13 protein-coding genes are annotated in these 14694 nt (G+C 36.3%); 7 read left to right on the top strand and 6 right to left on the bottom strand.

Annotation, left to right across the window (positions count from 1 at the left end):
* Positions 1 to 100: 100 nt before the first annotated feature.
* The 5 genes from DCC35_RS07790 (at position 101) to DCC35_RS07770 (ending at position 3768) form a co-directional block, all read left to right on the top strand.
* Positions 101 to 937: a mechanosensitive ion channel family protein gene (locus DCC35_RS07790; RefSeq protein WP_137090251.1), complete on the top strand. Its 837-nt coding sequence runs from the start codon at positions 101 to 103 to the stop codon at positions 935 to 937.
* The gene (locus DCC35_RS07785; protein ID WP_175402758.1) at positions 927 to 1856 is read left to right on the top strand and encodes a DUF3078 domain-containing protein; all 930 of its coding nucleotides are present in this window, start codon (positions 927 to 929) and stop codon (positions 1854 to 1856) included. Before DCC35_RS07790 ends, DCC35_RS07785 begins: the two co-directional genes overlap by 11 nt.
* Positions 1857 to 1939: 83 nt before the next feature.
* Positions 1940 to 2605, top strand: a complete 666-nt coding sequence (locus tag DCC35_RS07780; protein WP_137090249.1) for a TatD family hydrolase — start codon at positions 1940 to 1942, stop codon at positions 2603 to 2605.
* Between the two features lie 3 nt (positions 2606 to 2608).
* Complete coding sequence (locus DCC35_RS07775) at positions 2609 to 3355, top strand: tRNA threonylcarbamoyladenosine dehydratase (RefSeq protein ID WP_137090248.1); 747 nt, start codon at positions 2609 to 2611, stop codon at positions 3353 to 3355.
* Complete coding sequence (locus DCC35_RS07770; RefSeq protein ID WP_137090247.1) at positions 3355 to 3768, top strand: OsmC family protein; 414 nt, start codon at positions 3355 to 3357, stop codon at positions 3766 to 3768. Before DCC35_RS07775 ends, DCC35_RS07770 begins: the two co-directional genes overlap by 1 nt.
* Here the strand turns inward: DCC35_RS07770 and DCC35_RS07765 are convergent.
* From DCC35_RS07765 to DCC35_RS07750, 4 genes are read right to left on the bottom strand one after another with little or no spacing between them, the layout of a single operon-like run.
* The gene (locus DCC35_RS07765) at positions 3746 to 4309 is read right to left on the bottom strand and encodes a 2'-5' RNA ligase family protein (protein ID WP_137090246.1); all 564 of its coding nucleotides are present in this window, start codon (positions 4307 to 4309) and stop codon (positions 3746 to 3748) included. The two genes, DCC35_RS07770 and DCC35_RS07765, sit on opposite strands and share 23 nt — an antisense overlap.
* Entirely contained in the window at positions 4302 to 4802 is a 501-nt protein-coding gene (locus DCC35_RS07760; protein WP_137090245.1) for an O-acetyl-ADP-ribose deacetylase, read from the bottom strand. Before DCC35_RS07760 ends, DCC35_RS07765 begins: the two co-directional genes overlap by 8 nt.
* Positions 4796 to 5050, bottom strand: coding sequence for a hypothetical protein (locus DCC35_RS07755; RefSeq protein WP_137090244.1), 255 nt, complete (start codon positions 5048 to 5050; stop codon positions 4796 to 4798). Before DCC35_RS07755 ends, DCC35_RS07760 begins: the two co-directional genes overlap by 7 nt.
* Positions 5034 to 5969 carry an RluA family pseudouridine synthase gene (locus DCC35_RS07750; protein ID WP_137090243.1) on the bottom strand — a complete coding sequence of 312 codons (936 nt, stop codon included), beginning with the start codon at positions 5967 to 5969 and terminating at the stop codon, positions 5034 to 5036. The genes DCC35_RS07755 and DCC35_RS07750 overlap by 17 nt, the downstream gene beginning before the upstream one ends.
* 234 nt (positions 5970 to 6203) lie before the next feature.
* On the opposite strand from DCC35_RS07750, the gene DCC35_RS07745 reads away from it, so the two are divergent.
* Positions 6204 to 6995 (top strand): TrmH family RNA methyltransferase, encoded by a 792-nt coding sequence (locus tag DCC35_RS07745; RefSeq protein WP_246070187.1) that lies wholly within the window; start codon positions 6204 to 6206, stop codon positions 6993 to 6995.
* Positions 6996 to 7002: 7 nt separating this feature from the next.
* Here the strand turns inward: DCC35_RS07745 and DCC35_RS07740 are convergent, their stop codons facing one another.
* Positions 7003 to 9738: a hypothetical protein gene (locus DCC35_RS07740; RefSeq protein WP_137090241.1), complete on the bottom strand. Its 2736-nt coding sequence runs from the start codon at positions 9736 to 9738 to the stop codon at positions 7003 to 7005.
* Positions 9739 to 9971: 233 nt separating this feature from the next.
* Between DCC35_RS07740 and DCC35_RS07735 the strand changes: the two genes are divergently transcribed.
* The gene (locus DCC35_RS07735; protein ID WP_137090240.1) at positions 9972 to 13703 is read left to right on the top strand and encodes a PKD domain-containing protein; all 3732 of its coding nucleotides are present in this window, start codon (positions 9972 to 9974) and stop codon (positions 13701 to 13703) included.
* 53 nt (positions 13704 to 13756) lie between these two features.
* On the opposite strand, the gene mdh is transcribed toward DCC35_RS07735, so the two are convergent.
* Positions 13757 to 14686, bottom strand: coding sequence for a malate dehydrogenase (mdh, locus tag DCC35_RS07730; protein WP_137090239.1), 930 nt, complete (start codon positions 14684 to 14686; stop codon positions 13757 to 13759).
* Positions 14687 to 14694 lie beyond the last annotated feature (8 nt).

Below are 14694 nucleotides of genomic sequence, written 5' to 3'. Positions count from 1 at the left end.
TTGAACGATTAAATAATTATTGCGATTAAACAAAACAAATTTTTGAAAAAATAGTTCTTAAACTAATTATTCCAAATATCACTAAAACCACTACACGATCATGGATAATATTGAAAAATATAGTGATCAAGCTATAGAACTCATTATGGTATATGGCCCCAAATTGTTATTGGCCATTATTGTATTAATTGTTGGATTAGCAATTATTAAACCCGTTGTCAGGTTTATAAGAAAGACACTTAACAATCGCGATGTTGATCCATCTGTTATCCCATTTTTAACAGGAATTATAGGTGCCATTTTAAAGATCATGCTCTTCATCGCCGTTGCAGAAATGGTAGGTGTTGAAACCACTTCCTTCATTGCTGTATTAGGTGCTGCCGGTTTGGCAATCGGCCTGGCATTACAGGGAAGCCTTGCAAACTTTGCCGGTGGCGTTTTGATCCTTTTATTCAAACCCTTTAAAGTTGGCGATTACATAGAAGGACAAGGTCATGCAGGGACTGTAATGGAAATTTCTATTCTGTACACAGTGTTAAATACACCCGACAATAAAAAAATCATTATACCAAATGGTAATCTTTCAAATAACTCAATGATAAATTATTCAGCGGAGTCAACAAGAAGAGTAGATTTTCTATTTGGTGTTGGATATGACGATGACATTGATTTAGTAAAAGAAACTATTGCTGAAGTATTTAAAAGCGATGACAGAGTTTTATCTGATCCTGAACCAATTATTCAGCTTCACGAACTTGGTGACAGTAGTGTTAATTTCGCATCAAGGGTTTGGGTCAAAACTGCTGATTACTGGGGAGTTTACTGGAGTCTAATGGAAACCGCAAAAAGAAAATTCGACGAAAAAGGAATCAACATACCTTACCCTCAAAGAGATGTTCACATTTTTCAATCTGAATCTTCAAATAATGAGAATTAAAACGCTTTTTACGTTTATTTTATTAAGTAGCATTTTTATAAACTATAAATCTTTAGCTCAGGAATCCGATTCATTAAAACCACACTACGATTCAATAAACTGGCGAGTAAAAATGAATACCGGATTTTTATTCAATCAGGCTTCATTTAACTCCAGATGGACCGGTGGTGGTGTCAATTCACTGGGTTTAGGAACTTTCTTTTATTATAAAGCTAATTATAAAAAAGACAGAAGAACCTGGGACACCAATATAGAATTGCAATATGGGTTTACTGACACTGAAGGTATTGGCTTCAGAAAAGCTAATGACAGGCTGTTTATCGATACTAAATATGGCTATTCCTTCAACGACAAATGGAGTGTATATGGTGCTTTAAATATACTCACTCAATTTGCTAAAGGTTTTGAATTTAGTGAGGATCCAAACACTGGCGAAGAAACGGCAGTATTAATTTCCAAATTTATGGCCCCGGGTTATATCACTACTTCATTTGGTATCGAATATGATCCAACAGATTATTTCTTTGTCAGGCTTTCTCCTTTTGCTCCACGATGGACGATAGTAACCGATGATGAACTTTATCTGACAGCCGGTACTAACTATGGTGTGCCTATCGGAGAGACAGTAAGAACTGAATGGGTCTCGGCTCAGTTAATGGCCGAATTCAATAAAGAGGTATTTGAAAATGTAAACCTGCAATGGCGTTATACTGCTTATTGGAATATGGAACAACCTTTAAATGAAACTGACCAGAGACTTGATATTACAATTGCTGCGAATGTAAATGACTGGCTTTCGACTTCTCTGGGAGCAAACCTTTTGTATGACAAAGATCAAATCGATGGATTGCAAATAGCCCAGGCTTTTAATCTTGGTGTTTCCTATAAATTCCAGAATTATAGAAAAAAAGATAAATAAATTATACGAGAATCTGATTTTTGTTTTTGTTTAAAGCGCATGTGACTTTAATTTAAGTAGCATGCGTTTTTATTATCTCATTTATGAACAAACCTTTTAATATCCATAGCCATGATTTTCCCTCTGAAGATTTTAAAGACCAGGTGATTTACCAGGTTATGGCTCATGAATACGAAACTTTGCCAGACCTCCCCAATTTGAGTATTGGCATACATCCCTGGCATTTTGAAGATCAGAATATAGAAGATCAGTGGGCTAAAATTGAAGAATGGTCAGGAGCGGAAAACGTTGTAGCTATTGGCGAATCAGGACTGGATTATGCCATTAATCAGGATAGAAAGTTTCAGGAAGAAATTTTCATCAGGCATATTGAATTAAGTGATCAAACCAAAAAACCGCTGATAATACATTGTGTAAAAGCACATAACGAATTAGTGAGAGTCAGAAAAAAGACGCGGGCCAAGCAACAGTGGATTGTTCATGGAGTAAACCAGAAATTAAAATCTTTGACCTCTTTACTTGAAAGAGATATAATTTTATCATTTGGAAAAGCACTACTGGAGGATAAATCCAATGCAAGAAAAGTAATCAGGGAATTAGGTATAGGCAGTTTCTTATTTGAAACAGATGATCAGGAAAATAAATTGATTAATACAATCTACCAGGAGGCAGCTAATATTTTAGGTAAAAATGAAGAGCAATTAAAAGAAGAAATCGGATATCTTTGCACCGAAATTTTTGATATCTGAATAATGGAATATAATAATTGGCTGGAGAGAACCGAATTATTGATTGGTGATGAGAATGTTGACAAACTTAAAAATTCAAAAATCTTAATAGTTGGCTTAGGTGGTGTAGGATCATTCGCTGCGGAATTTCTTGTTCGGGCAGGAGTTGGTTCACTTACTATTGCTGATGGAGATCGTTTCGATCCGACAAATAAAAACCGGCAACTTTCTGCTTTAGATTCTACAATAGGTGAACCCAAAGCTTCCATAGTAGGTAAAAGACTAAAGGATATCAATAAAGATATCCAACTGGAAATAATAGATAAATTTCTGGAGCCGGAAGAGACAAACAGTATCGTCAGAAATGAGAAGTTCGATTACATAGTTGATTGTATTGACTCTATCACTCCAAAAATAAATCTGATAAAAGCTGCGATTTTTACCAAGACTAAAATCGTTAGTTCGATGGGTGCAGGAGGGAAACTTGATCCTGCAAAGATAAAAACAGCAAGTATCTGGAAAACCAGGCAGTGCAACTTTGCTCGTCAAATCAAAAAGAGACTTAAAAAGGATGATATTTATAAAAATGTCAGGGTGGTTTATTCTTACGATGAACTGAAGAAAGATTCATTAAAACTTACTGATGGTTCTAATTATAAAAAGTCCTTTTACGGAACTATTTCTTATATGCCTGCGTTATTTGGATTACATTGTGCTGCAGAGGTAATTCGAGGGATAACTGACATTTACAGTATAAAAAAACCGAACTAATGATTAAAAAAGTAACTACACACTATCTTGATGACAAGGAATATGAAATCGTCAATGAATCTGGTAATAAGGTTTCTATTGACATGTATCCTGCCGATGAAAAGAAAGCACTAGCTCCTATGGAATTACTTTTAGGAGCTGCAGGAGCATGTGCTGCCGTGGATCTGGTTGAGATGGTAAAGAAAAGAAGAAAGACAGTTGATGATCTTAAAATTGAATCAACAGGAACTCGCAGAGATAGTATTCCAAAAAGTTACGAATCTATTAACCTGCATTTCATACTAAAATCTCCTGATTGCACCGAAGAAGAATTCGCTAAGCTGGTTAAACTGGCTGTTGAAAAATATTGTTCTGTTACTGATTCATTAAAAGGAAGAGCAGAGGTCACTTTTACAAGTGAGGTTCAAAAATAAAAGTTGCGAGGACATCCCAGTTCTTTCCATTGTGTTTTAAAAGAGAAATCGAATTTTGTTCATATTTCCTTTTAAAACTAATGGTGGAAAAATGCTTAACCAGGACGGGATAATCCTCTTTTTCAAGATCTCTATTGGCTATTGTAATATGTGGGTTTAAAGGCCTGGCTCTCAGTTTACTAATATCCACTCCGATAACCTTTCCTGCCTCATTTAGAGTTTTTTCTCTTAATATAGCTAATTCAGGATTCTCTATTGGTTGAACATAAAAAGTTCGGGGAGGAAACCCTGAAAACCCATTCAATTCTACCTCGAAAGAATCAATCGATTTTGCTATTTCTTCAATACATTGAATTACTTTAACTTCTTTATTTTCGTCTATTCTGAATGGAGGATATAAGGTTATATGAGGAGGAGACTTTTGGGCGTGTTTTGCTCCAACCAGTCTCTCTATTTCTTTCATAAAACCTATTATCTCCCCTTTTAATGGAGAAGGAACCAGACAAGCTATATAATAAAGTGGTTTCTGATTTTTAGTCATTTAATATCTTCTTGTAGATATCAAAATTTTCATCATCAAAACAACAGAAAATAACCTCCTCCAGATTTTCTGGCTCATAGTCTTGAACTGTATTAATAGCAATATTGGCTGCTCTCTCTTTTGGGAATCCATATATTCCGGTTGATATATTCGGGAAAGCAATTGTTTTACATTTTTCAGAATCAGCATTTTTTAAACTTGATTCGTAAGCACTGGCTAGTAATTCGTCTTCATCAGAGTTACCATCATTCCATACAGGTCCCACAGCATGAATAACGTAATCGGCAGGCAGATCAAATCCTTTGGTCACTTTTGAATCTCCCGTAGCACATCCATCATACTTTTTAGTCGCTTCTTTTAATTCCGGACCGGCAGCCCTGTGAATTGCTCCATCAACCCCTCCCCCTCCGGCAAGAGATTTATTGGCAGCATTTACAATTGCATCTACATTAAGAGTGGTGATGTCATCTTTAATTACGCTTATTTCTAACATGTCTTTGGAAATTGATCTACTAAAATTTCATCAATTCCAATCAACTTATCAAGTCTAAGCGCAGTTCCGTTATCTAAATAAAGAAATTCTTCTCCTGATGTTGTCTTTAGATCGTAAAGTTTAACATAAATGGTTTCTACACTCCCTTTTTCATTTTTATAAATCACCTTATGACTGCTACCCTCTATGATGTATGCTTCAAGGTAATCGTAAAATGAACACGATATAGGTTTATATGGCTTTTCCACTTTTAATAAACTTGGTCCAGTTCTTTTTGTAATTTTCATCTTCCGGATTTAAACGAGTAAACCATTTTGGTTGTTCGATATTAACAGACACCCATCCTTTTTTTCCAGGATGCCATATCTTAAGCTGATAAGCTAAAAGTCGAATCTGCCTTTGGTAAGTATCATCGGCTCCATATTTATAATCCCCAACGATTGGTGTACCCAGGTGCTGCATATGAAGTCTTAACTGATTTTTCCTTCCTGTAACTAAAGAAAGTTCTACCAAATCGTGATCATCCAGTCTTTTTAATAATCTATAACTCGTAATGGCAGTCTTTGCTTCAGTATCCTTATTCTTAGTAACTTCCATCTTACCTCTCCTACCCTCAGTCACTTCGGTAACTATTTCACCGGATTCATTTTTTATATGACCTTCTACCAGGGCAAGATATCGCTTATCAGCAGATGGCCAGTATTCCATGATTGCTTCACGATCCTTTCTGTTGAATGCAAATGAAACAAGTCCTTCTACCTCCCTGTCAAGGCGATGAATTACACTTACCTTTCTTTTAATATTGTTTTTAGCAAAGGCTTTATTGATGATTTCCTCACAACTCATTCCTTCTTTAGCTTTTTGAGCAGCTGTTAATAGACCAGCAGGTTTATGAATGATCATAATTCGATCATCCTGATAATGGACCTTAAAAGGTAACTTCATTGCCTTATCAACTTCACTCTTAACCTTTTTCTTATGACCTAATTCGATCAGGTCTCCCTTATTAACCTTTTGTCCCGCAGATCTAACCTGCTTACCATTGCAATAAATATCGCCGCTAAGCCACTTTTTTTTCTGGCTAACAGACATATGAGGATAAGCCTCCTTCAAAAGATCTGCTATTTTACCATCTGCGGGCGCTTCAAAAGATAATTTTGAATTCATTATTTATATTTTTTTAATCCATACTTCTGATAAGCATAGATATATGTAACTTATTTAAAATACCAAATATTGGGAGATTTATCAGCTAATCTTTCAGGTCAATTAAATCTTTTCAACTAATTACCTGCTAATATTCAAGAAGCAATGTATTACTGGAATTGAATACCCCTATAAATTGTGATGCAAAATTGCTTAAAATTTTAGAATTTACACCCAAATTAAATAATTACCATTTTGGAGATCACTTCTACAAAGAATCCACGGGTTAAAAATTTAACCTTACTTCAATCAAAAGCTAAGGCCAGACGCGAACAAGGCATTTTTATTGTTGAAGGTAAAAAAGAAAATGAGCTACTATTAAATTCCGAATATCAATTAAAAGAAGCTTACATCTGCCCTGAACTAATCAATGAAGAGCTATTTAATTCAATAAAAGACAGTCTGGATGAAAATAGTATATTCTTCGTTTCAAAAGAGGTTTTCGATAAAGTAGCCTACCGTGGTTCAACTGGTGGTATTATTACCATTGCGTCACAGCAATATTTTCAACTCAACGATCTGAAGAATATATCAAACCCTTTGATTCTTGTAGCTGAATCTGTAGAAAAGCCAGGAAATATCGGAGCCTTGTTAAGAACAGTTGATGCTGCCCAAGTTGATGCATTAGTTATCTGTGATCCTAAAACTGATTTTTTTAATCCGAATGTGATTAGAAGTAGCCTGGGGTGTGTATTTACTACAAAGATCATTTCCTGTACTTCGGAAGAAGCAATTTCATTCTTTAAAAATGAAGGTATCAATATTTATTGCGCTGCATTATCAGCATCGAAAAGATATGACCTAATAGATTATCAAAAGGGCTCAGCTTTAGTTTTTGGCACCGAAAGCACAGGTCTTACCGAAACCTGGCTGGAGAATTCCACCCAAAATATTATAATCCCAATGCAGGGAGAAATTGACTCCCTTAACGTATCTGTATCAGCAGCTGTAATAACCTTCGAAGCAGTAAGGCAAAGAGGCTATTAATATTAATTTAAATCGGAGGTAAAGCATCAAACTCATAAACCTGAAGTGCATCTTTATATACGCAGTAGGCTTTGTAGCTTTTCTCATTTTCAAAATACAATAAGGCAATATCATGACTGCTTTGAAACGGTCTGCCGTTTAATAAATCACCGCGTCTATTATACAAATATGACATTTGCTGAACCCCATCGTTGATAATGATGATCTGTTCGGTGGCAGAAAACTGATAATATTGGAAACTTAACTGGTCTGTTTTAAGAAAATCCTTTTCAAATAATACATTCAGGTCTTTTGATAAAATCCTGACCCGGGTTCCGTCTATTGCTGCAACTAAATAAGTCTTTTCCAGGGCATCGGGAATTATTTCAAACCGAGTATTCGGACCGATCTTTATCAACTGCTTTTCTCTGGTTATTTGACCATTCAGATTAAATTCAAATAATTTACCCCCTGCAGAAATTGTTGCCAGCAAAGTTTGTTTAAAAGATGCTCCTTGTCTGATAAAAAGGTCATTCCTTACCTGGTCACCCAGGTTAAGAGGAAAGTTATCATAGTATTCACCACGGCGGTTAGTGATGTGCACCATTCCGTTTTCAGTCATATTAATCATCAGATCTTTCTTTCTGACCCGAAGATGTTTCATCGGTTCTATAAGCCGATGTTCAAATGATTTCGGATTCCATCCTTTTAATAATTGCCGATCCTTATTATACAGGTATACATTTCCGGAATAATCGGAATAAGTAATCCTATATCTTTTTGAGTTATCATAATCTATTACATTTGATGCTTTGATTGAAGTTGATGGTTCTGCAAACAATGGATATCCATCAATTTCATCTCCAAGCCTGTCAATTATATGAATTCTTGAATCAGTATATAAAAAGTATTGAAGTTTATTGTTCTGATAAAAATCAACCTGATCAACTTCTCCGTTGATTTCTTCACTCAAAGAATCACTCCATAAAATCTGGCCTGAATTACCAATCAAATGGATCACATTAGCTGTATCCTGTAAAAAAACCTCGTTTTCAAAAGTATTATGATTTCTAACTACAAAAGGCTTAGTTCTTATTGGATTATCAAATTCTGTCCTGAATACTGATTCATAAGTTTCCCGACTGGCTATATTTATTCGCTTGGATTTCTCAAGATTCGCAGCGATATACCATTTCCTATCTAATTCACTCAAATGAATCGCCATCCATTCAAAAGCCCTTAAAGGAGAAGGATTATCTGTTAGTAAAGTCTTATATTTTTCTGAAGCGACAGCAGGGAAAAATTCCCAGGCTCTGTTCAGATTTATTAGCTTTCCTATTGAAGCATCATCAATGTTCTTTTCCAGTCTTGATGCTATTTTAAGGTTTTTGCCCCAAGTGCTCTCTTCCTGCCGGCTTCTTATTATATTTTTCATCACTGGAACACTTTCTGTAACAATCAGAAAATTGTCAATTACCGAATAGTACAATGATGAAAAGCCTGAAAAATAAGGCCCAAATAATGACTCAGGGACTCCATTTATCGCAATCTCGCTTATTTCGATACCTGCATATTCTTCTATATATACAGAATCAGATTGCATGGAAGATTCTGCCAGCTTATTCAAAATATTGAGGCCTGCTCCAATATCTGAAAGTTCCTGGATCAAGGCATGAGTCGTACTCTGATAATCACCGGTTGGTAATTCAACCAGGGTCAGCTCGGAACCGACTGATTTATACCATTGTTCGATATTAACACCATATTTATTATTTATAGACGATTGCTTTCTGAGCTCCTGCCCTTGAATTACTTGTAGATAATTTTGCAATTCATTTTGCCAGACAACATTGTCAGAAATTGAAAAGAATGTTGCTTCAATAGCTTGCAGGGGAATATATTGTGGAGATCGGAATTTCCTCCCCTTTTGACTAGCGTAAAGATTCAGGTAACTTTGCTTATCTTCTGACTTAATTGCAAATCCGTTTAGATCAATTGATTCTTTGGTACTTTTAACATCGATAACACCTACTTCAAAAAGCGAATTATAACCGGCATAATTATCGGCAAACTTCAGATCAACAGTTTGTTCTAAGAAATCCTGAAATTGATCTCCATTCAGGTAAACATTACCTTCATCTCTGACAGCTCCCTTTATTTGTGCTGACCTATTGTACTTTTCTTCAAATGACTTTTGATTGCCATTATAGCACCTAATAACATCTTCTATTAATAAATTATTATCAGAGAAAATGCCAAAGGACCCGATCTCGACATAATGAATTGAAAGATCCTTAGACTTAAAAAATGTCTGAATTTCTTTACCCTCGACGTCATAAGGTTCTTTTTGTAAAGAAAAATCTTTTTCCAGCAGCGAACCGTGAATATTATTTATAACCTTATTTAACCCTGCTATAGATTTATCGATATAGAAAACATAATCTAATTGTCCCTTACCAGTTTGATGGACACTATAACTAAGACCCTTATTTATTAATTCAACATCAGGATTGTAATCATAATTTTCAACTAATGAATCTTTAAGTTTAATTACCGGATTATCACCAAGGAAAAACGCAAAAAAGTCATCTCTTTGATAAAGTGAATCTCTTGATCTACTCACATCAGGTTCCTCAACTATTGCCAGTGCATTAGAAGGTATTATTTTCCATTTAGAAACTTTTTCTCCTTCCCAAAAAAAGAAATACAAAATACCTGCAATAATTATTAGGGCCAGCGAAATAGTCAGAAGTCTTTTTAGCACGGTAATAAAAAATTTGATTTTAGTTTTCTACTGCAAAATAATATTTATTGAAATGCCAATACAACGGAAGTGCAAAAAGTTCTTGAAAAACAAAAATTTTATAATCTCAACTATATATATTTCTGTTTGAATGTAAGGTTTGAAATCTCTTTCGACAGAATTATTGGATATTATTACGAACCTTTGTAATGGAAAGAAATACTTGAAAGAATTTTTTCGATTACCACCAGCTTATGGAAAATCGCCAAAACAAAGTTTTGGGGCTTTTGCTGTTTATTTTTTTTGCAGTAAGCCCAAATTATTTATATTCTCAAACCTGTAATGTAGAACCTGGTTCTGATTTCTTAACCTCTTCATCAGGATGTGCTCCTTTTGAGGTTAGATTAATGCTACGATACTTAAATTCCACCGCGGGTACAATGTATTATGTGGATTGGGGAGATGGTAGCCCTATCGAAACATATCAGCAAACTGATGATTATTCCGCTGCAGCTAATAATGGAACCATCATTGAACATACCTATGCCTCCTCTCCCACAGATTGTGGATATATAATAAACATTGATGCAGAAAATACTGCCTGTCCATTCGGAAGTATTGAACCACTCCAAATCCCTGTTGTGGTATGGACTGAGGATGAACCAGCGGTAGCTCCAAATACATATAGGGTTTGCGCCGGCTATGCAGCTGACATCACTTTTGAAGATAATAGTAACTGGAATTGTAATCCCAGGCCTACTCGTGAAAATGCTGCATCAAGATGGGGACAATGGATCTATGGTACCGGTGATGCAACTAATAGAATTCCGGGAATTGCTGTTGGCGGTTCGGCTCCTGCTTTTCCTTATAAAACTGATGTAACTCCAATCTATCCAATAGATGACTTAGCTCAAACGAGTGATGTCATTTCAGTTCCCGCAACAACAAATGCAGATATTGGAAAAGAATTTGAGATAACCTGGAGAAACTGGAATCAATGTAATGCATATGATAATGATGTCACTGATGGTAATGGCTTAAACCCGGTCACTGGTGATATGATAGATGGTGACAATGACCCTGTGGTTGCCTCAGGCAGGGTGGTCATTGTTGAGTCCCCTGAACCCGATTTTGTCACACGAAAAGGGGATGCTTCGGGTGCATTAAGTGACCTGTTTTGTATAGATGATCCGGTTTATTTTGATAATGAAACTCCTCCTATAGCAGGGGCGGGATATTGGTATACCTGGGAATTCTTCGATGATAATACAGGAACGAACAGTCTGGGAACTTCTAATGATGAAAATCCTACATTTTCATTCTCAAACCCCGGTCAGAAACTGATTACCTATAAAGTGAGGGATATTAACGCTGCAGGTAATTGTGAGGTAGAAATTCAAAAGGTAATTACTATTTCACCTACAGCTGTAGCAAATATTAACTTAGAAGATGTTTCAGGCAATCCTGTATCTGAAAATCAATTTTGTATTGACTCACAGGAAGGAACAGTACAGGAATTGGTTTTTGTAGACGGAACACAAAATATTGATGCGAATACCAGGTGGAAATGGGAGTTTTTTGATCAAAATGGAAATTTGATTAATTCATATCCCTCAACAGGTTTTTCAGATACCCAACTTGGACCTTTTAACAGGATATTTGATCAGAAGGGAAATTACCTGGTGAGGTTAACAACTAAGGATGCAGGAACAAACTGTGAATCCATAGATGAGAAAAGCATTACATTTTACGATACTCCACAACCAGATTTTTCTGCAACTGGAAGTTGTTCTGGTGAAGATGTGTTATTTGCTGATGCCTCAACTTATGATGCTTTAGCTTCCGAAGGAATCATCTCTTATGAATGGGATTTTGATTATGACGGAACAACCTTTAATGCCGATCAGACATCAAGTAATGGAGATGATGTAACATACAACTATACTTCCAGTGGTATGTATACTGCTGCCCTGAGAGTCACCACAGATGGTGCAGGATGTGCTAAAATATTCACACAGGCGTTAACTATCAACCCACAGCCGCAGTCTGCAATATCTGCTAATACTCTTTCCGGATGTAGTGACCTGGAAGTAACTCTAAATAATACTTCCCATGCCACCCAGACAGCTACAATCAATGAATACAGGTGGTATAGGGATTCTGGTTCAGGGCCTGAATTATTTGCAACCAGAGAACCTGGTGTTAGTGGTTATACTTCATCATTTAATGAAATTTTTATAAATGATACAGGTTCAAACCTGGTTTATGAGGTTTATATGGAAGCAGTTTCTGCTCAGGGATGTATCAATCGATCTAATAGTTTAAGTATTTCGGTATCTCCTGCACCTGTTACCAGCTTTGTTAGTTCAGATTATGATCCAAATGCCAACAATTGCTCTCCTCAGACCTATAACTTTAGTGTTACTCCGGAAACTCAGTCACTTTCACCTGATACTTATACCTGGACGGTCTATGATGAAGACACAGGTAACCAGCTGTATACTGTAACAAATAGCGGAACCAATCCATCTTTTAGTTATGAATTCTCTAATTCAGAACAAATAGCTAAAGTATACAGAGTCTATGTTGAAGCTGCAAAAACCGGTGTTTGTTTTAGAGGAAACTCTATGCTGATCAGAATTAACCCTATTCCTTCTGGAACATTTACAATTTCAGAACCTGAGATTACTTGTACAGAATATACTGTAATATATGATGCAGATCAGAAGGGATTATATCAATATACCTGGGAGATCATTAATGAGGGTAATTCATTTTTCCCTCCAAATGATCAGGATTTCATTGAGCAAACATATGTGCGTCCTGCTGCAGGTGAAGCTGATAAAACGATTACTGTTCGCCTCACCACAACTAATTCCACATTATGTAAAAGCAGTACAGAAGAACAAACATTCACGATTCCTGCTCAGACTAATTTCATGGCTGCATTTAGCGCCACTCCGGAGAACCAGATATATCCAAATGCAACAGTATCTTTAATCAACAATTCTACTCAAAGTAGCGAATTAAGCTATGAATGGGATTTTGGAGATGGAACGATAGTTACAGGTTATGCTCCGGGCACACATACCTATGCAGAGGCTGGTAATTACATTATTACGTTAACAGTAAGTGACGGAGGATGTATTGAACAAATCTCTCAGCAAGTAACAATTTCTCCATCTGGTCCTATTGCAGATTTCGTTTTTGAACCATGGGTTGGTTGTTCACCATTAACAGTATATTTTACAAACTTATCAGAAAATGCCACGAATTATCTATGGGATTTTGGAGATGGAAATACATCTGCAGAAATTGATCCGATACACTCTTACAGATCACCTGGTATTTACGAGGTCAGCCTGACAGCCTCCTCAGATTTTGGAGAAGATGTTTTAGTTTCGGAACAAAAAATCGAAGTCCTGGAAACTCCATATGCTGATTTTGTAATAAGGCCATTCCCTGTTTACCTGCCGGATGATGAGGCTACTTTTATTAACAGAAGTACTAATGCTACCTCATACTTCTGGGATTTTGGTGATGGAAATACCTCTACACAAACAAATCCTGTTCATCAATATGAAACGGAGGGTGATTATACCATCACCCTTATTGCACAAAGTGAAAATGGTTGTGCAGATACTCTAACAATAGAGGGAGCTGTAGAAACCATTACAACGGGTAGGTTCAGAGTACCAAACGTATTCAGTCCTGACCCTACCGGGCCTTCCGGAGGATATGTGGATGGTGAAGTTGGAAGAAACGACATATTCAGGCCTTTGATAGAAGGTGTGAAAGAATATCAATTACAAATATTCAATAAGTGGGGTGAGTTATTGTTTGAAAGCTTTAGCACTAAACAAGGCTGGGATGGTTATTATAAAGATAAATTATGCCAGGAAGATGTGTATGTGTATAAGATAAGGGCAGTTTTTAATAATAATGAAGAAACAACAAAGGTAGGAGATGTTCTACTTCTCCAGTAACAAAAAAACCGCCGAAAAGGGCGGTTTTTTTTGTTTTATCTAAGCAAGATTAATTATCTCTTGCTATCCAATACTTGCATCACTTCTTTAACGTGATTTCTTGATTCTTCAAGAAGTTTTTTCTCATCATCATTAAGATCAAGTTCTATCACTTTTTCGATACCATTTTTTCCTAGAATAACAGGTACTCCAAGATAAACGTCATCGATACCATATTCACCATCTAATTTCACACAAACAGGGAATACTCTTCTCTGATCACGAACGATAGCCTCAACCATTTGAGCTGCTGCCGATCCCGGAGCGTACCATGCTGAAGTCCCCATTAACTTAACAAGTTCACCACCACCGAATTTAGTTCTTTCGATGATCTCATCAAGTTTACTTTTATCGATAAGCTCTGTAACAGGAATACCTCCAACAGTAGTGTATCTTGGAAGTGGAACCATGGTATCACCATGACCTCCCATTAATACAGCCTGAATATCCTTTGGAGAAACATTTAATTCCTCTGCAAGGAAAGCTCTGTATCTTGCTGTATCAAGGATACCAGCCATTCCCATAACCTTCGTTCTTGGGAATTCAGAAGTAATGTGAGCCTGGTAGGTCATTACATCCAGTGGATTCGATACTACGATAATGATTGCATCAGGTGAATGTTTTACCACATTTTCGGTTACCTGTTTTACAATGCCCGCATTAGTTTCGATCAAATCATCACGACTCATACCCGGCTTTCTTGGAAGGCCTGATGTAATTACAACTACATCACTTCCGGCAGTTTTTGAGTAATCATTTGTAGAACCTATAGTTCGGGTGTCATACAGGTTTATTGGAGATTTTTGCCAGATATCAAGGGATTTTCCTTCTGCCACCCCTTCTTTAATATCCAACAATACTACTTCGTTAGCAATTTCTCGGTAAGCAAGAACATCAGCGCAAGTAGCACCAACATTACCCGCTCCTACTACAGTAACTTTCATATTTGTGT

It is taken from the genome of Mangrovivirga cuniculi (assembly GCF_005166025.1).
GTDB lineage: Bacteria > Bacteroidota > Bacteroidia > Cytophagales > Cyclobacteriaceae > Mangrovivirga > Mangrovivirga cuniculi.
This window is presented reverse-complemented; position numbering and strand designations above follow the sequence as displayed.